At 68.6% G+C, this 16,079-nt stretch carries 15 protein-coding genes, 1 tRNA gene and 2 pseudogenes; 5 read left to right on the top strand and 13 right to left on the bottom strand.

Translation table 11 applies throughout. The annotated features are described in order from the left end of the window. Window positions 1-53: 53 nt before the first annotated feature. Genes QFZ52_RS07325 through QFZ52_RS07310 form a run of 4 tightly spaced genes read right to left on the bottom strand, consistent with a single transcriptional unit; the run spans window position 54 to window position 4,103 of the window. The gene (locus QFZ52_RS07325; RefSeq protein ID WP_307496963.1) at window positions 54-392 is read right to left on the bottom strand and encodes a lycopene cyclase domain-containing protein; all 339 of its coding nucleotides are present in this window, start codon (window positions 390-392) and stop codon (window positions 54-56) included. Beyond that, complete coding sequence (gene crtI, locus QFZ52_RS07320) at window positions 389-2,020, bottom strand: phytoene desaturase family protein (RefSeq protein WP_307496962.1); 1,632 nt, start codon at window positions 2,018-2,020, stop codon at window positions 389-391. Before crtI ends, QFZ52_RS07325 begins: the two co-directional genes overlap by 4 nt. Then, window positions 2,017-2,970, bottom strand: a complete 954-nt coding sequence (locus QFZ52_RS07315) for a phytoene/squalene synthase family protein (RefSeq protein ID WP_307496961.1) — start codon at window positions 2,968-2,970, stop codon at window positions 2,017-2,019. The genes crtI and QFZ52_RS07315 overlap by 4 nt, the downstream gene beginning before the upstream one ends. Further along, the gene (locus QFZ52_RS07310; protein ID WP_307496960.1) at window positions 2,970-4,103 is read right to left on the bottom strand and encodes a polyprenyl synthetase family protein; all 1,134 of its coding nucleotides are present in this window, start codon (window positions 4,101-4,103) and stop codon (window positions 2,970-2,972) included. The genes QFZ52_RS07315 and QFZ52_RS07310 overlap by 1 nt, the downstream gene beginning before the upstream one ends. 275 nt (window positions 4,104-4,378) lie before the next feature. On the opposite strand from QFZ52_RS07310, the pseudogene QFZ52_RS07305 reads away from it, so the two are divergent. Continuing rightward, window positions 4,379-5,014 (top strand): annotated as a pseudogene (locus tag QFZ52_RS07305) (tryptophan-rich sensory protein); the annotation flags it as partial. 381 nt (window positions 5,015-5,395) lie between these two features. Beyond that, window positions 5,396-5,953 (top strand): isopentenyl-diphosphate Delta-isomerase, encoded by a 558-nt coding sequence (gene idi / locus QFZ52_RS07300; protein ID WP_307496958.1) that lies wholly within the window; start codon window positions 5,396-5,398, stop codon window positions 5,951-5,953. 81 nt (window positions 5,954-6,034) lie between these two features. On the opposite strand, the gene QFZ52_RS07295 is transcribed toward idi, so the two are convergent. The 6 genes from QFZ52_RS07295 to helR all read right to left on the bottom strand — a co-directional run bounded on the left by QFZ52_RS07295 (window position 6,035) and on the right by helR (window position 10,662). Next, window positions 6,035-6,802 carry an ABC transporter permease gene (locus QFZ52_RS07295; protein ID WP_307496957.1) on the bottom strand — a complete coding sequence of 256 codons (768 nt, stop codon included), beginning with the start codon at window positions 6,800-6,802 and terminating at the stop codon, window positions 6,035-6,037. Further along, entirely contained in the window at window positions 6,799-7,575 is a 777-nt protein-coding gene (locus tag QFZ52_RS07290) for an ABC transporter ATP-binding protein (protein ID WP_307496955.1), read from the bottom strand. Before QFZ52_RS07290 ends, QFZ52_RS07295 begins: the two co-directional genes overlap by 4 nt. After that, window positions 7,572-7,943, bottom strand: coding sequence for a DUF1048 domain-containing protein (locus QFZ52_RS07285; protein ID WP_066212413.1), 372 nt, complete (start codon window positions 7,941-7,943; stop codon window positions 7,572-7,574). The genes QFZ52_RS07290 and QFZ52_RS07285 overlap by 4 nt, the downstream gene beginning before the upstream one ends. 2 nt (window positions 7,944-7,945) lie before the next feature. Next, entirely contained in the window at window positions 7,946-8,284 is a 339-nt protein-coding gene (locus tag QFZ52_RS07280; protein WP_307496954.1) for a PadR family transcriptional regulator, read from the bottom strand. A gap of 145 nt (window positions 8,285-8,429) precedes the next feature. After that, complete coding sequence (locus QFZ52_RS07275; RefSeq protein WP_307496953.1) at window positions 8,430-8,813, bottom strand: ATP-binding domain-containing protein; 384 nt, start codon at window positions 8,811-8,813, stop codon at window positions 8,430-8,432. Further along, window positions 8,773-10,662: an RNA polymerase recycling motor ATPase HelR gene (gene helR / locus QFZ52_RS07270; RefSeq protein WP_307496952.1), complete on the bottom strand. Its 1,890-nt coding sequence runs from the start codon at window positions 10,660-10,662 to the stop codon at window positions 8,773-8,775. Before helR ends, QFZ52_RS07275 begins: the two co-directional genes overlap by 41 nt. Before the next feature lie 148 nt (window positions 10,663-10,810). Between helR and QFZ52_RS07265 the strand changes: the two genes are divergently transcribed. Next, window positions 10,811-12,607, top strand: coding sequence for a hypothetical protein (locus QFZ52_RS07265; RefSeq protein WP_307496951.1), 1,797 nt, complete (start codon window positions 10,811-10,813; stop codon window positions 12,605-12,607). Between the two features lie 13 nt (window positions 12,608-12,620). Here the strand turns inward: QFZ52_RS07265 and QFZ52_RS07260 are convergent, their stop codons facing one another. Beyond that, window positions 12,621-13,121, bottom strand: a complete 501-nt coding sequence (locus QFZ52_RS07260; RefSeq protein WP_307496950.1) for an SRPBCC family protein — start codon at window positions 13,119-13,121, stop codon at window positions 12,621-12,623. Between the two features lie 72 nt (window positions 13,122-13,193). Continuing rightward, window positions 13,194-13,277 (bottom strand) — tRNA-Leu (locus QFZ52_RS07255). Between the two features lie 214 nt (window positions 13,278-13,491). Between QFZ52_RS07255 and QFZ52_RS07250 the strand changes: the two genes are divergently transcribed. Beyond that, complete coding sequence (locus tag QFZ52_RS07250; RefSeq protein ID WP_107002523.1) at window positions 13,492-14,826, top strand: M20/M25/M40 family metallo-hydrolase; 1,335 nt, start codon at window positions 13,492-13,494, stop codon at window positions 14,824-14,826. Between the two features lie 71 nt (window positions 14,827-14,897). On the opposite strand, the gene QFZ52_RS07245 is transcribed toward QFZ52_RS07250, so the two are convergent. Then, window positions 14,898-15,131, bottom strand: a complete 234-nt coding sequence (locus QFZ52_RS07245; RefSeq protein WP_066212440.1) for a DUF5703 family protein — start codon at window positions 15,129-15,131, stop codon at window positions 14,898-14,900. A gap of 111 nt (window positions 15,132-15,242) precedes the next feature. On the opposite strand from QFZ52_RS07245, the pseudogene QFZ52_RS07240 reads away from it, so the two are divergent. Next, window positions 15,243-16,077, top strand: a pseudogene (locus QFZ52_RS07240) (undecaprenyl-diphosphate phosphatase). Window positions 16,078-16,079 lie beyond the last annotated feature (2 nt).

The raw sequence follows: 16,079 nt of genomic DNA, 5'->3' as shown, positions 1-16,079 counted from the left end.
CGCGGTCACGGCGCAGCAGACGACGAGGAAGACGGCGTCCAGCGCAAGGTAACTCATGAGCTCACCCGCTTCCGGCGTCGCTCCTGAACCCATTCGAGGATCCGTTCGGCCCCCGCGAACAGCACGAGCGCCGTGTAGCACAGGAATGCCAGGAACACCGGCTCCTCCAGGGGAAGCTCCGGGGCCAGGAGCACTCCGGTCATGTGCGCCGAGTCGCCATGCCGGAAGATGCCCAGCCCGATCGCGACCAGATCCCACACCAGGAAGAACACGGTGCCGAGCAGCACGACCAGCGCGGCCGACCGCGTCGCGCGCCACAGCACCAGACGCCAGCGCCGATCGAGCACCGCCATTCCCGCGGCGCTCACGAGCAAGGCGATCAGATAACTCACGAGGCCTCCAGGGGAATGGTCCGCGCCGGCGCCGGCTCGGCGGGTCCCGGACGCCGCTCTCCACGTACTCGCTTGAGCACGAGTTCCGCGCTGATCAGGCACATCGGCAGGCCGATTCCGGGCCGGACGGAGGCCCCGGCGTAGTGCAGCCCCTGAACCTTACGGCTCACATTGCCAGGCCGGAAGAAGGCGCTCTGCCGCAGGGTGTGGGCGAGCCCCAGGGCGCCGCCGCGCCAGGCGTTGAAGTCCGCTGCGAAGTCGGCCGGGCCCAGGGTCTTCCGCACCACGATCCGTGAGGCGAGGTCCGGGATGCCGGCCCAGGCGGCGATCTGATCGACGGTGTGGTCCACGGCCGCTTCGACCATCGCGGAGCCGTTGCCGTCGACTCCGCCGCGACCCCACTCGGGGCGGGCGGGGGACGGGACGAGGATGAAGAGGCTCTCGTCGCCCACCGGGGCGACGCCCGGGTCGCTCGCGCTCGTCTTGCTGACGTAGATCGAGGTGGTTTTCGGCAGCGCGGCGGGATCGGGGATCTCGTGCGGTGCGCCGGCGTCGCTGATCCAGTCGAAGTCGGTGCGCCAGTCACGGCTGAAGAACAGATTGTGGTGACTCAGCTCCGGCAGTCGGCCGCGGACGCCGAGGCAGGCCAGGAACGCCCCCGGTCCCGGGTCGCGCCGACGCCAGGTCTTTTCCGGGTGGGTGCGGAGTTCCTCGGGCAGGAGGGCGTTCTCCAGATGGTGCAGATCCGCCGCGCCCACCACCAGATCCGCGGCGTGACGATGCGAGGTGCCGGCGTCGTCCGTCCATTCGATGCCCGCGACGGCGGCGCCGCCGACGCCGAGGGACGTGAGGATCCGCGTCACCCGTGCCGAGGTGACGATGCCGGCGCCCGCCGCGACCGTCAGACGGGCCATCGCGTCGATGAACGCCGCGAAGCCGCCCTGCGGATAGAGGACGCCTTGTTCAAGGTCGAGGTGGCTCATGAGCTGATACAGGGCCGGGGCCTTGTAGGGCGTGGTCCCCAGGAACACGGCGGGATAGCCGAGGATCTGCTGCTGCCGGTGGTCCCGGAAGCGTCGGCCGGTCACTCCCGCGAGCGTCTGGCCGAGTGCGGCCAGGAGCCGGGGGACACGGCGGATGATCTCCGGGTGGGTCAGGAACCGGGCCGAGGAGAAGTCGTCGTAGAGGAAGTGCCGCACTGCCGTGTCGTACATGTCCCTGGCCTCACGGAGGTATCCGGTGAGGTTCGCTCCACTGCCGGGATCGAGCTCGTCGAACAGCGCAGCCGCCCGGCGCGAACCGACGGGTACGTCCTGTGAGCTCGCCGCTCCTTCGAAGAACGTCCGGTATCCCGGGTCCAGGCGGGTGAGCGTGAGCTCCGCCTCCGCGGACGTCCCCATGAGCCGGAACCAATGGTCGATGACCTCGGGCATGAGGTACCAGGACGGGCCGGTGTCGAACCGGAACCCGTCCTTCTCCCAGCGCCCCGCCCGGCCGCCGACTTCCTCCCGCTGGTCGAACACGGTGACCTCATGACCGTCGCGCGCGAGCAGCCCCGCCGTCGCCAGTCCTGAAGCGCCCGCGCCGATCACCGCGATCCGCAAGCGGTCCTGGGTCCGCGCGCTCATACGGCAACCTCCCGTCCCGCGCCGCGGGCCGGGCCAAGCCCGAGCAGCACCGCGCCGGCGAGGCAGGCCTTCTCGCGGCCGGGAACCCGGACCCGTTCGTGGGCCACCACCTCCGCAGGGGTTGCCGCGAGCCTGTCGGTGAGCGCCGAGAACAGCGCATAGGCGAGCTCCACGGCTTTACGGCACGACGCCGGCAGCCGCCGCACGCCCGGAAGCGCGGCCTGCAGATCAGCCCGGACGCCGTCGACCAGCGCCCGCTTCTGCTCCTCGTTGAAAGCTCCGGCCGCGACACCGGGGAAGTACCCCCGGCCGAGCTCTTCGGTGTCCTCGTAGAGGTCCCGCAGAAAGTTGACCTTCTGGAACGCCGCGCCCAGGCGCCGTGCCGGTTCGGCCAGTTCCTCCCACCGCTCTCCGGCAGTGGAGGCGTGCGCATCTTCCGCGCTGAGGAACACCCTCAGACACATCAGCCCGACCACTTCGGCGGACCCGTAGATGTACGTCTCCACCGATTCCGCCGTGTGCGGGGCCGCGACGCAGTCCCGCCGCATGGAGGCGAAGAACGGTGTCACCAGGGACGGGTCGATGCCCGTCCTGCGGGCGGTTCCCGCGAAGGCATGCACGACGGGATTGGCGCTGTACCCACAGTCCAGGGCGAGCAGTGTCTCCCGTTCCAGGCCGTCGAGGCAGGCGAGCACCTCCTCGGCCGTGAAGCCTGCGTGAGCTGCCGCGCCATCCACCACCTCATCGGCCAGGCGGACGAGCGCGTACACGTTGGCGATGTCCTGCCGGACCGGCCGGGGGAGCAGGCGGCACGCCAGAGAGAACGACGTCGAATACCGCCGGATGATGACCACCGATCCGGCGCTCGCGGCCAGCGAATAGCGTTGCAGGGGGTCGGGTTGATGGCGGCCCGGTCTCGTGCCGGTGCGCGCCTTCACGGAAAGGGACATCAGTTCTCCCGGTGCAGGACGTGGTTGCAGATGCGGGTCAGGTCGGTCCGCAGGGGTGCCGGCAGTCCGGCGTCCGCGGCGTCCTGGAGCGCTTCGCTGACGAGTTCATGGGCCAGTGCGAGGGCCGAGTCGTCCGCGCCCGCACGGTGAAGCGCCGCTTTCAGTGCCTCGACGTCGTCGGTGTCCGTCACCGCGTGCAGGCGGGAGGAGACCTGCGGGTTCCGCTTGCCGAGCGCCGTGAGGGCCGTCATCTTGCCGCCGCGCAGATCGGAGGTGACCGACTTGCCGGTCTGTCCGGGATCGCCGAAGGTGCCGAGGACGTCATCGATGACCTGGTAGGCGATGCCGACCTTCTCGCCCAGCAATTCGAGGGCCGCGGCCGACGCGGCCGGCGCACCGGCCAGCAGGGCTCCGGCTGCCAGGGGCGCCGCGAAGGAGTACACGGCCGTCTTCTGACGTTCCATCTCCAGCACATCCCCCAGCGAGATGGACGCGTCCTGGGCGATCAGGATGTCCTCGAGCTCTCCGCTCGCGGCGTCCGCGACGGCGCGGTCCATGAGGTCGGCGATCGCCTGACGGGCGGGTTCGGGGCAGTCCAGTTCGCGCACGGCGCGGAAGGCGGCGGCCAGGAGCATGTCCCCGGCCACGATGGCGACCGAGCGGCCCACGTGGCGAGCCTCCTCCTCCGTCATCCCGCGCTCGAGGGCGCCTCGGCCGTAGATCCCGGCGATGTTAGTGCGTCCCCTCCGGGTGAGGTCCTGATCGATCACGTCGTCATGGATCACGAGCGCCGCGTGCAGCAGTTCGAAGGCCGCGCCGAGAGCCGAGCACCGCAGGGCATCCGTGCCGCCGAACGCGGCATAACTCGTCCAGACGAGTTGAGGCCGCAGCCGTTTGCCGCCTTCGAAGGAGTCCGCGAGATGGCGCCAGAGACCGCGCGCCTGCACGGAGTTGGTGGCGTCGATCGCCGAGGTGATGATGTCCACGATCTGCTCGTCCACCAGGCGGGACGTGCGAGGCCACTCGGCGACGGCGGGTGCGGCAGGCGCCGCCGCGGGCTGCTGTCGGGTGGTGCGGGTCTCGGGGAGGTGAAGATCCGGCGCCGTCCACGCCGTCTGGGTCGCACTGCTCATGTCCACTCCTTGACTCGGCCGGCGTGACTGCCTAGCTCTTAGAACATCTAGCTTGTTGTATATCTCGACTATCTACAAATATGGTTGTCGAGGAACGCTCGATTGTCCAGAGGAGGACACCATGTCGATGGCACTGCAGTCTCCGAAGTCGCACCTCGTCCCAGCCGTGGCGACGCTCGCAGCCGCTCTTCTGGCGCTGGTCCTGGCGGCCGGAGGGTCCGGGGCGTTCGGTCTGACTCCGGTCGCCTCCGCGGCGGGAGGGGTATCTCTCCAGCACCGCCACTCCACTGGCGCCGGCCAACGCCGCCTTCGGCATCTGGAGTGTGATCTACCTGGGGCTCCTGGCCTATGCGGTATGGCAGCTCGGGCGCCGGGCCCGGAGGGACGCCCTGCAGCAGCGGCTCAGGCCGTGGGCCGCCGCGTCGATGCTGCTCAATGCCGCGTGGCTCTGGGCCGCCCAGCTCGGCAGTCTCCCGGCCACCCTGGTGGTCATGGCCCTGCTGCTCGCGGTCCTGTGCCGGATTCTCATGCTGACCGAGGGCGTCACGCCCCGGGCCGGCGTGGAGTGGGTGCTGAGCGTGGCGGTCTTCGGCCTCTACCTCGGCTGGATCTGCGTCGCCACCGTGGCGAATGTGGCGGCGGTGCTCGCGTGGGCCGGCGTCGTCTGGCCGGAGGTGTTCACGTCGGTGGCGGTGCTCGCCGTCGTCGTGGCGATCGGTTTGGCCCTCGCGCGCCGCGGGGCCTGGACTCCGCTGGTGTCCATGGTCTGGGGAGTCGCCTGGATCGCCGTCGCGCGCTGGCAGGGTCCCCGATACTCCGGCGACGTCGCGCTCGTGGCGCTGCTCGCCGCCGTCGCCTTGGTGCTGGGAGCGGCGCTGTTCCTGATCCGGCGCCGGACGGGCAGGGCCTGATCCGATGCTGACCGAGACCAGGGAATAGCGCTGCTCGTCCAGCGCGCAGGACGTGTGGCGCGTGATCAATGCGTACGGCTCGTCCGGTCTTTCCGTTCCGACGGGCCGGCACAGGGGTTATTGGTGCATCGAGTCCGTGGAGCCGGGCCGGTCGGTCCTGTTGCGCGCCGGGCGCCTGCGCCAGGGACGTCTCTGGTTGGAGCTCTCCTTGGCCGACTTGGGGAGCGAGTGTGTCTGCCGGCAGCGAGTGATCTTCCTGCCGCATCACGACCGGTCGGCGCGGTTCCACTGGGCCAGGCTCCTGCCGTTCCGGCGGAGCGTGCTCCGCGGCCTCGGCGAGCGCCTGAACCGGTCCCTCCATGTCCCCACGGAAAGGCACCCATGAGCGCTCCAGCACATGACACCTCACTCGTCCAACTGGTCTCCGAGCAGGGCGAACCGCTCGGCACGGCGCCCCGGGCAACCGTGCACACCACGACGACGCCGCTCCACCTCGCCTTCTCCTGTCACCTCGTGGACGGGCAGGGGAGGGTGCTGCTGACGAGGCGGAGCCTCTCCAAGGCGGCATGGCCGGGAGTCTGGACCAATTCCTTCTGTGGCCATCCGGCGCCGGGGGAGCCGCTGGAGGAGGCCGTCCGGCGTCGCGCGCGGGAGGAACTCGGGCTGGAGATCACCGAGGTGCGCAGCGTGCTGCCCGATTTCCGGTACCGGGCCGTGGACTCCAGCGGCGTGGTGGAGCACGAGATCTGTCCGGTGTTCGTCGCCAGGATCGACCGTGACCCGGAACCGTCTCCAGAGGAGGTCGATTCGTGGGCCTGGGCGTCTCCTGACCGCGTGGACCAGGCGATCACCGCGACGCCCTTCGTTTTCAGTCCCTGGCTCGTGCTCCAGCACGCGGCGCTGGGCCGTGAGCTCTGGGTGACCTCGCACGACCAGTAGCCGCCGGACCGCCCGCGAGCGCGGCGAAACGCCCCGTCCGGGCAAGAACCCGGGCGGAGCGTTCCGTTTCGCTCGCTGTGCTCAACTGATCTTCTTCCGGTAAGCGGCGGTCGCCAGCACGTAGGCGACCACGAGGATTCCGACGCACCAGGCCAGCGCGACCCAGATGTCGCTCCCCACCGGCTGCCCGGCGAACAGTGCCTGGATCGTGTTCACGATCGAGGTCACCGGCTGGTTTTCGGCGAACCACCGCACCGGACCGGGCATGGTGGCCGTCGGCACGAAGGCCGAGCTGATGAACGGCAGGAAGATGAGCGGGTAGGAGAAGGCGCTCGCGCCGTCGGTGGTCTTGGCACTCAGGCCCGCGATGATGGCGAGCCACGTGAGGGCCAGGGTGAAGAGGAGCAGGATTCCGATGACGCCGAGCCAGGCGAGCACGCTCGCCCCGGTGCGGAAGCCCATGAGGAATCCGACGCCGAAGATGATCACCAGCGTGATGCCGTTGGCCACCATCGAGGTCAGCACGTGAGCCCAGAGCACGCTGGACCGGGCGATCGGCATGGAGTGGAACCGTTCGAAGATCCCGCTCTGCAGATCGGTGAACAGCCGGAACGCCGTGTACGCGATGCCGGAGGCGATGGCGATGAGCAGGATGCCCGGCAGCAGGTAGTTGACGTAGTTCTCGGTCCCGGTGCTCTGCCGGAGTGCTCCTCCGAAGACATAGACGAAGAGCAGCATCAGGGCGATCGGGGTGACCGCCGTGGTGATGATGGTGTCCGCGCTGCGGAAGATGTGCCGCAGGGAGCGGCCGGTGAGTGTCGCGGTGTCCGCGAGCGCATGGGTGCTCATGACGCGTCCTCCTTCTGGGTCTGACGTGGACCGATGAGCTGGAGGAAGATCTCCTCGAGCGTCGGCTGCTTCTCGACGTACTCCACCGTGGCGGCCGGAAGGAGCTGTTTGAGCTCCGCCAGGGTGCCGTTGGCGATGATCCGGCCTTCGTGCAGAATGGCGATGCGGTCGGCCAGGTGCTCCGCCTCGTCGAGGTACTGCGTGGTCAGCAGGACCGTGGTGCCGCCGGCGGCGAGACCCTTGACGACCTCCCAGACTTCGAGGCGGGCTTCGGGGTCGAGCCCCGTGGTCGGCTCGTCCAGATAGATCACCTCGGGATGCCCCACCAGGCTCATCGCGATGTCGAGACGGCGCCGCATGCCTCCGGAATAGCTGCCGGCCTTCCGGCCACCGGCCTCCGTGAGACGGAAGGCCGCCAGGAGTTCGTCGGCGACGCCGCCGGGATCGGGGACGTGGCGGAGTTTCGCGACGAGCACCAGGTTCTCCCGGCCGGTGAGGATCTCGTCCACGGCCGCGAACTGTCCGGTGAGGCTGATGACCTCGCGGACGCTCAGGCCTTCACGCGCGACGTCGTGGCCCAGCACCGTGGCGGTGCCGGCGTCGGCCTGGAGGAGGGTTGAGAGGATCCGCACCATGGTGGTCTTCCCGGCGCCGTTCGAGCCGAGGAGGGCGAAGATCCCGCCCGGCTCCACGTCGAAGTTGACACCGCGGAGGACCGGGAGGTCCTTGTACGATTTCTCGATGCCACGGACCGAGATGGCCGGCGAGCTCATGGCCTGTCCTCCTGCGTCTTCGCGTCGTCGACGGCCTTGATGAGACGGGCCCGCTCCTTGTCGATCCACTGGGCGCCGCCGTAGGACTGGGCGTAGTTCTCGGCGAATTCCACAGGGTCCTCGCCGACGATGGCGCTGATGGGGGTGCCGTCCAGCGCCGCACGCTCCCAAAGGTCGGCCAGGTCCAGGAACATCTGGACGAGGGTGTCGCCGTCGGTGATCCCGCCGTAGTACATGGAGTACCGGTGCTGGGCGTTGGCCACCTCCCGGTACGGCGAGGGGAGGGCGTCGAGCCGGGCCTTCGCCTGGCGGTACTGCTTCTTCTGTTCGAGCGATCCGGTGAGCGCTTCGATCCACTTCGCGGCCATGATCAGTTCTCCTTGTTTCCGGTCTTGTTCAGCTGTTCGATGTGCTGTGCGAGGAAGGTCCAGGTGTTCCAGAACTCGTCGAGCTCCTGGGCTCCCTGCGCGTTGAGGGTGAACACCTTGCGCGGCGGTCCCTTCTCGCTCGGCACCTTCTGGACGTCCACGAGCTTCTTCTGCTCGAGCCGCACCAGGAGGGCGTAGATGGTGCCCTCCGCGATGTCGGCGAAGCCCCGGTCCCGCAGGCGTGCGGTGATCTCATATCCGTAGGCCGGCTGCTCGGCCAGGAGGGCGAGGACGATGCCCTCCAAGGTGCCTTTGAGCATCTCGGTCATCTGCTTGCCCATCGGTTCCTCCTTTCACTACTCAGTAATACTTGGTACCACTAGAAAGTAACACTGACTACCGGTACTTAGCAAGACTGAATAGTGGGATTCCGGAAAGAACTGTCAGCGGCCGGCTGGGGAGTGGCGGAACGCGCTCACGGCTGCCTCAGGTCTCGAGGATCACCAGCTCCCGGGTCGCCCGGGTCATGGCCACGTACCGGTCCACCGCGCCCTCGATGCCGGCACCGAAACCCGCCGGGTCCACGAGCACCACCAGGTCGAACTCGAGGCCCTTGGCCTCTTCCGCCGTCAGGAACGTCACCCGGGGATCATCCGCCAGATCATCCGCCCGCCGGCGCTCGGCCCCTTCGCTCGGGACGGCACGGACCACACAGGCGATGCCCTCGGTGTTCTCCGCCAGCCAGGTGCTGAGCACCATGTCGAGTTCAGCGACCGCGCCGCGCCGGACCGGAATCCCGCTGCTCCGGACCGACGTCGGGACGTTCGCGTCAGGCAGCGCGGAACGGATCGCGGGCGCGGCCTCGGCCATGACTTCCTCGGGAGTGCGGTAATTGATGCTGAGTGCGCTCACGCGGGCCCCCGGGGACGCCGACCCGCTCGAGGCGTTCGATCCAGCTTTCCGGGAAACCCTGCCGCGCCTGAGCGCGGTCGCCAACGATCGTCAGACTCCCGGACGGACACCGCGCCAGGAGCATCTGCCACTCGGCGTCATTGAGTTCCTGGGCCTCATCCACGATCACATGCCCGAACGGGCCGGCGAGCAGATCGGGGGACGGCGCGGCCACGAGTCCTTCATCGCCCAGGCTCTCCTGAAGGTCATCGCCCTTCAGCATCGACATCACGAGCATCTCCGAGTCGTCCGCGGCGATCAGATCCTCCACCACACGGTTCATCACATCGCGCTCCGAGGCCTGCTCCGCATACCGGCGGCGAACACGCCGGGCCTCCTCGGGGTCGCCGAGCCGCAGCCGGGCCGCGTCCAGGAGGGGCAGGTCCTCCAGAGTCCAGGCCTGGGGCTCCTCCCGCTGCAGCAGACGGACCTCCTCAGGGGTGAGCCACGGCGCGCAGAGGGACAGGAAGGCCGGCACCCGCCACAGATCACCCACCACCACGGTGTGCTCCAGCAAGGGCCAGGCACGGTTGAACACGGCCGCGAGCTCCGCGTTCCGGGCCAGTGCCGAGCGAAGAGCGCCGTCGGTGACATCGCCGTCGTCGGCCGCGGCCACCAGAAGGTCAAGCAGTTCGTCCCAGACCTCCGCACGCGCCTCGTTGTGGGGCGTCCCGGGCGCCGGGGCGGCGAAGGCCTCGGCCCAAGCGTCGGGACTCACCCGCACGTCCTGGTACGGGGTCTCCACGAGCAGGGCTTCCGTGGGCGGCTCCTCGTAGAACCGGACCGCCTTCTCGATGGCACGCACCATCTCCGCGGAGGACTTGAGCCGGGCCACCGCCGGATCGCGCTCGGCGCGGGCCGTCGTGCCTTCCGGCACCAGATCGCGGATGGTGCAGGCCTGCACGCCCTCTTCCCCCAGGCCGGGAAGCACATCCGCCACATACGACAGGTAGTGCCGATGCGGGCCTACCAGCAGCACGCCGCCCCGGCCGCGGCTCAGCCGCGGATCCGCGTACAGGAGATACGCCGCTCGGTGCAGGGCCACGACCGTCTTCCCGGTGCCCGGGCCGCCGTCCACCACGAGAGCGCCCCGCGACGACGCACGGATGATCTCGTCCTGGTCGGCCTGGATGGTGCCCAGGACATCCCGCATGCGCGGAGTGCGGCTGTGGCCCAGGCTCGCGATGAAGGCGGACAGATCGCCGAGCGACGCCGCACCCCCCACTCCGTCGGGGGAGAAGGCCTCGTCCCAGTAGTCGACGACGTGCCCGCCGCTCCAGCGGTACCGACGCCGGCTCGCCACCCCCTGTGGGTGCGCGTGAGTCGCGCCGGAGAACGGCTCGGCCGCGGGTGCGCGCCAGTCGACCAGGAGGCGCTCGCCGTCGGCATCCGTCAGGCCCAGTCGTCCGATGTAGACCGGCGCCGAGCCGTCGGCGGGGACGAATCGCCCCAGGCAGAGGTCGAGCCCGTATCTCTCCAGCGCGCGCAGCCGACCGGTGAGGCGCCGGATCTCGGCGTCGCGGTCCACGGCCTGCTGACCTGACCGGCCGGGGGCCCGGCGTGCGGCGTCCAGCCGCTCTGCGAGGTCGGAGCGGGTCCGTTCGAGGTTGTCGGCGATGGCGGCGAAGTGCCGTTCATCGTCCGCGATCAGGGCGGGGTCGGCCTTGGCGGCGAGGCGTTCGGGGAGCTGGAAGACGCTGGACGGGGTGGTGGCGGCCACGATGGCTTCTCCTCGGATCGTGTCGGTGGACCCCTTACTGTGCAGCATCCGGGGGGCCTTGCCGCAAGCCCCCCGGTGCGCTATAGATTGAAAGTGAGGAGAGGTGTTCTGTTCCTTCTTCCCGCTTTGCGTTCCGGTTGCCTCCGTACGTTGTCACCACCCTTTCCTTCTCCGCCGAGCGGACGGAAGATGAGACATGTGGAGTCGTCGGAAGGGCCGCTGCATCCCAACCGGGCGTCAGGCCGGTGAGACGCCTGAAGAAGGCGCGCCGGATCACGTGGTGCTGTTCGTCCACGGCATGGGACGAGCCCTCAAGGGCGGGACACTCCAGGAGTGGGCGCAGCCGCTCATGCTCAGCCTCCATGATGAGGCCCTCGAGTGCGACGACGCCGGAAACCACCCACCGCTGATCATCACCGGGGCGACGGCCGTGGGCGACGCCCCGCAGGCCCGGGTGAAGGTGCTCACCGGATGCTCGCCGTCGGGCGGTCCCGTGTACCTCGACGTGTTGATGACCGAGGCCTCCTGGGCGAAGGACTTCGAACCGGCGACCGTCGGCGCCACCTTCTGGTGGGCCGTGAGTCAGGCCTGGACGGTGTTCACCCGGTGCCTGCGACTGCTGTGGTGGACCTTCCGTCCGGCGTCGCACGAACGCATCCTGCCGGCCCGCCTGCTCAACTGGACGCTCCTGATCCCCTTCATCAGTGTGGTGGCGGTGCTCGGAGCGGCCTTGATCCTCGGGATTCTCGCGCTGGGCCTCGTCCTCATGGTCCTGGCGAAGATCCCGGCCCTCGGTCAGTTCGTCAGCCGGCTTCTCGCACTGTTCGCGGACTTCCTCGGCGACCCTCAGGTCTGGAAACGCAAGCAGATGCAGGCTGCCGCCATGCGCCAGCGGATCCGGGAGACGCTCGCGCGCTGGGACGGCGACGCCGGGGTGCCCGTCACGGTGGTGGCGCACAGCCAGGGCGCCGCGATCGTGGGGCAGGTGCTGTTCCAGCGGACTGAGGATCCCGTGCGCGCCACCAACTTCGTGAGCGTCGGCAGCGGGATCGACCTTCTCGGATATGCGGAGTGGGGCGGCACCGACGGGAGTGATCCGGTCCAGGACTGGCTCGACGTTCCGGACCGCCCTCGGTGGATCAATGTGTGGGGCAAACTCGATTTCGTCCCGGCCGGTCCCATCTCCCGTGCCGTGGACGGTCGTGCCGCCATCTTCCGCAAGATCTTCGACCGTCACGGGCCGGGCGCCGGTGGCCCCGGCCCGGAGGAGCACCCGGTCTACAACCGCTCGGCCCTCGTGTACGACCACGTGGTCTACTCCCGGAACCGGATCGAGGTGATCGACCCCCTGGCCAGGCTCATCCTCGCCACCCCGCGTCGCGAACCCGCGCGGCCGACGACGGCGGGGGAGCAGGAGCCGCTGCTCTTCACGGGCGTGCCGGGTGACACCCGTCTCCGCCCGCACCGCGTGATGGTCAAGTCTCTCGGCGTGACCCGGCTGGCGGCCCTGGTGGCCGCCGTGCTCACCGCGCCCGAGGTGATGACCTGGCTGGCCTCTCTGAACGTGGTGCACGGGGCGGCCCGCTGCGGCGTGGATCCGGGGTCCTGGCTCTCCTGGCTGTGCACAGGGAACCCCTACCGCTGGACGGATCCATCGGATGGGTGGCTTCTCGGAGTCTCCGCGCTCGTCCTCACGGCGCTGCAGATCTGGGTGCTGAACGGCATGGTCTGGAACGGGCTCCACGGACTGCTCGAACGCCGCCGTAAGAAGTCGAGGACCCGTTCGAGTGATCCGGACAAGAGGCTGCCCCCGAACCCGTGGTGGCAGCTGTGGCTCTATCTCGCCTGTGCCCTGGTGATCACCTTCGTCCTCCCGTGGCTCCTGCTCGGGGGTGACCTCTCGGGCGAAGACGTCCTCCTGGTGGTGCCGGTGCTGCTGTATCCCTTCGCGTTCCTGAGGACCGGCATCGGCGGGCTGGCGGCGAGAGGGTGACGGGCCCTCCCCTTCAGCCTGTGGCGAGAACTGCGGCCAGCCCCCGCTCGCCCTTCCTCATGGTGTGCGTGTGCGCGGCCACGAAGACGGGAGAGGCCACGGGCACGAGGAAATTCATCCACCGCACCGTGGGACGCACCGTCCAGCGGATGTCCATCCTGGTCATGCCTCCCGGGCTGTCCGGGGTGAGGGTGATGGAGCCTTCCCCCTCGAGGTCGCCCAGCGCTTCGAACTCGAGCTTCCGCGGTGGGATGGCGACGGTGGGACGGATGCTCACCGTGAGTGAGTAGCCGAGCGCCGTCCGGAAGCGCAGGTGAGCGGTGACATCGGTCAGCGTCTGTTCGTCCGAGCCTCCGGAGGGCGGCGTGACGGTGAGAGGGGCGGCCACGGTGCACCCTGGCCACCACACCGGTTCGCCCGGGTGGAGGTCCAGTGCGGTGAGTACGTCCCACACCTGGTCGACCGGGGCGGGCAGATGCCAGGTGGACCGGAGGTCGAAGAGCCGTGGCGTCATGAGGTCATTCTGGCAGTGGACACCCGGAAAACACGGAAGGCCCCCGGTCTGAGACCGGGAGCCTTCGCTCTGTGCGCGGAGGGGGACTTGAACCCCCACGCCCTATTCGGGCACTAGCACCTCAAGCTAGCGCGTCTGCCATTCCGCCACCCGCGCATCTGGGTGATCCGGCTGTCTGGACTGCGTTTCCGCTGTTCAGGCCGCCGGGGCAACGAGAAATACTCTACACGCATTTCGCGGAAACGCGAAATCCTGGCTGAGCTGGGGCTTCGCAAGGTTTCGGGGCATGAACGGGAGAACGCCCCGCGCGTGAGCGTCCCCACTAGGCTGAGGAGTGATCAGTTCGGCAGCGGCGCGGAAAGGCGAAACGATGAGCACTCAGGAATCCGTCACCCCCTCCCAGGGGACATCTCCGGCCGAAGCGGAAGTGGTGGACATCTGCCGCGAACTCATCCGCTTCGACACCACCAACTTCGGTGACAACCAGGGTCCCGGGGAGCGGAAGGCCGCCGAGTACGTGGCCGGGCTCATGGCCGAGGTGGGCCTGGAGCCGGAGATCTTCGAGTCCGCGCCCGGCCGCGCCAGCGTCGTGACCCGTATGGAGGGCCAGGACCCCAGCGCGAGTGCGCTGGTGGTGCATGGACACCTCGACGTCGTGCCGGCGCTGCGTGAACAGTGGAGCGTCGATCCCTTCGCCGCCGAAGTCAAGGACGGCATGATCTGGGGCCGCGGCGCCGTGGACATGAAGGACATGGACGCCATGATCCTCGCGACCCTCCGTGACTTCGCGCGACGGGGGATCAAGCCGAAACGGGACCTCGTCTTCGCGTTCTTCGCCGATGAGGAGGCCGGCGGGGACTACGGCGCCCGCTATGCGGTGGACAAGCGTCCCGAACTGTTCGACGGCGCCACCGAGGCCATCTCCGAGGTCGGCGGCTTCTCGTCCACGATCGGCGGCAAGCGCGCCTACCTGCTGCAGACGGCGGAAAAGGGTCTGTCCTGGCTCCGCCTGGTGGCACACGGCCGTGCGGGCCACGGCTCGCAGATCAACACGGACAACGCCGTGACGCGGCTCGCGGCCGCCGTCGCGCGCATCGGCCAGCACGAGTGGCCCATCGAGCTCACGCCCACCACCCGGCAGTTCCTGGACGGCGTGACCGAGCTGACGGGCGTCGAGTTCGATCCGGACAATCCGGAGATCATCCTCAAGGAACTCGGCACCGTGGCGCGCTTCGTCGGAGCCACGCTGCAGAACACCTCCAACCCCACGCTGCTCACCGGCGGGTACAAGCACAACGTCATCCCGGAGACGGCGGAGGCGCTGGTGGACTGCCGCACGCTGCCGGGCCAGCAGGAGCAGGTGTTCGAGACGATCCGTCAGCTGGCCGGCGAGGGGATCGAACTCAGTTACGTGAACAAGGACGTCTCCCTGGAGGTGCCGTTCGCAGGCAATCTCGTGGACGCCATGGTCGATTCCCTCAAGCGGCATGACCCCGAGGCCACGGTGCTGCCGTACACGCTCTCGGGCGGCACGGACAACAAGTCGCTGAGCCAGCTCGGCATCACCGGCTACGGCTTCGCACCGTTGCAGTTGCCGGACGAACTCGACTTCACCGGCATGTTCCACGGTGTCGACGAGCGGGTCCCGCTGGACTCCCTGCGCTTCGGCACGCGCGTCCTGTCCGATCTGCTGCAGAACTACTGACCGGGACTGGTCCTGACAGGACCGGGGTCGCCGGCGCCGGGAAACGGCGCCAGCGGGCCCGGGTGGCGTGCTCAGATCGTCCGCGCGACGTTCATGACCTTGCGCCGCATCCAGTAGCGCCGATGACCGCCCAGGTAAAGGACGGAGCGGTGAAGTTCCCATTTGCCGTATTCGCTGTGCTCCAGCACGCGCCGTCGCGCTTCGGGCAGCGATTCGTCGCGCTCGACGCTGATGACCATGTACTCGTAATTCTGGCCCTGGTACAGACGTTGTTCCACGGACCGCGGCAGAATCTGTTCCTTCATGTGAGATGTCTACCACTCCTGCGGGCGAATTTCCTGCCCTCCGACACATTTCGCCGGGGGTGCCGCGAGGGCTTCCTGGCAGGCCACAGGCCATGACGTAAGGTCGTCTACATGAATTGGATCGAAGCCATACTTCTCGGCCTGGTACAGGGCCTGACCGAGTTCCTCCCCATTTCATCGAGCGCTCATCTGCGCATCCTGGGGGAGTTCCTGCCGAATGCCTCCGATCCCGGGGGCGGCCTTCACCGCCATCACCCAGCTCGGCACCGAGACCGCCGTCCTGATCTTCTTCTGGAAGGACATCGTCAGGATCGTCAAGGCGTGGTTCGGCTCCCTGCGGGGCAGCGTGCCCCGGGACGATCCGGACGCCCGCATGGGCTGGCTCGTGATCCTCGGCAGCATCCCGATCGTCGTGCTCGGCATCCTGCTCCAGGACTACATCGAGAACACCTTCCGCTCCTTGTGGATCGTGGCCACCACGCTGATCGTGTTCGGCATGATCCTGGCCGTGGCCGACGTCTTCGGCAAGCAGGAACGCCAGCTCAAGGACCTGACCGTCAAGCACGGTGTCCTCTACGGTTTCGCCCAGGCGCTCGCACTCATCCCGGGCGTCTCCCGCTCCGGCGGCACCATCACGGCCGGTCTCTTCATGGGCTACACCCGTGAGGCGGCGGCCCGGTACTCCTTCCTCCTGGCGATCCCCGCCGTCTTCGGCTCCGGTTTCTACCAGCTCTTCAAGGTCCTCAAAGGCTCCGAAGCAGCGGGTCCGTACGGACTGGGGGAGACCGCCCTGGCGACCCTGATCGCCTTCGCGGTCGGTTACGTGATCATCGGCTGGTTCCTCAAGTTCATCTCCAGCCGCGGGTACCAGGCGTTCGTCTGGTACCGCATCGGACTCGGCGCCGCGCTGTACCTGCTGCTCGGATTCGGGGTCATCCCCGCCTGAGC

It is taken from the genome of Arthrobacter woluwensis (assembly GCF_030816155.1).
Lineage (GTDB): Bacteria > Actinomycetota > Actinomycetes > Actinomycetales > Micrococcaceae > Arthrobacter_E > Arthrobacter_E woluwensis_A.
This window is presented reverse-complemented; position numbering and strand designations above follow the sequence as displayed.

Bases quoted from the DNA above. Each gene is read 5' to 3' on its own strand.
- crtI (WP_307496962.1), bottom strand. From the start codon at position 2,020: ATGAGCGCGCGGACCCAGGACCGCTTGCGGATCGCGGTGATCGGCGCG.
- QFZ52_RS07315 (WP_307496961.1), bottom strand. From the start codon at position 2,970: ATGTCCCTTTCCGTGAAGGCGCGCACCGGCACGAGACCGGGCCGCCAT.
- QFZ52_RS07310 (WP_307496960.1), bottom strand. From the start codon at position 4,103: ATGAGCAGTGCGACCCAGACGGCGTGGACGGCGCCGGATCTTCACCTC.
- idi (WP_307496958.1), top strand. From the start codon at position 5,396: ATGAGCGCTCCAGCACATGACACCTCACTCGTCCAACTGGTCTCCGAG.
- QFZ52_RS07295 (WP_307496957.1), bottom strand. From the start codon at position 6,802: ATGAGCACCCATGCGCTCGCGGACACCGCGACACTCACCGGCCGCTCC.
- QFZ52_RS07290 (WP_307496955.1), bottom strand. From the start codon at position 7,575: ATGAGCTCGCCGGCCATCTCGGTCCGTGGCATCGAGAAATCGTACAAG.
- QFZ52_RS07285 (WP_066212413.1), bottom strand. From the start codon at position 7,943: ATGGCCGCGAAGTGGATCGAAGCGCTCACCGGATCGCTCGAACAGAAG.
- QFZ52_RS07280 (WP_307496954.1), bottom strand. From the start codon at position 8,284: ATGGGCAAGCAGATGACCGAGATGCTCAAAGGCACCTTGGAGGGCATC.
- QFZ52_RS07275 (WP_307496953.1), bottom strand. From the start codon at position 8,813: ATGGCCGAGGCCGCGCCCGCGATCCGTTCCGCGCTGCCTGACGCGAAC.
- helR (WP_307496952.1), bottom strand. From the start codon at position 10,662: ATGCTGCACAGTAAGGGGTCCACCGACACGATCCGAGGAGAAGCCATC.
- QFZ52_RS07265 (WP_307496951.1), top strand. From the start codon at position 10,811: ATGTGGAGTCGTCGGAAGGGCCGCTGCATCCCAACCGGGCGTCAGGCC.
- QFZ52_RS07260 (WP_307496950.1), bottom strand. From the start codon at position 13,121: ATGACGCCACGGCTCTTCGACCTCCGGTCCACCTGGCATCTGCCCGCC.
- QFZ52_RS07250 (WP_107002523.1), top strand. From the start codon at position 13,492: ATGAGCACTCAGGAATCCGTCACCCCCTCCCAGGGGACATCTCCGGCC.
- QFZ52_RS07245 (WP_066212440.1), bottom strand. From the start codon at position 15,131: ATGAAGGAACAGATTCTGCCGCGGTCCGTGGAACAACGTCTGTACCAG.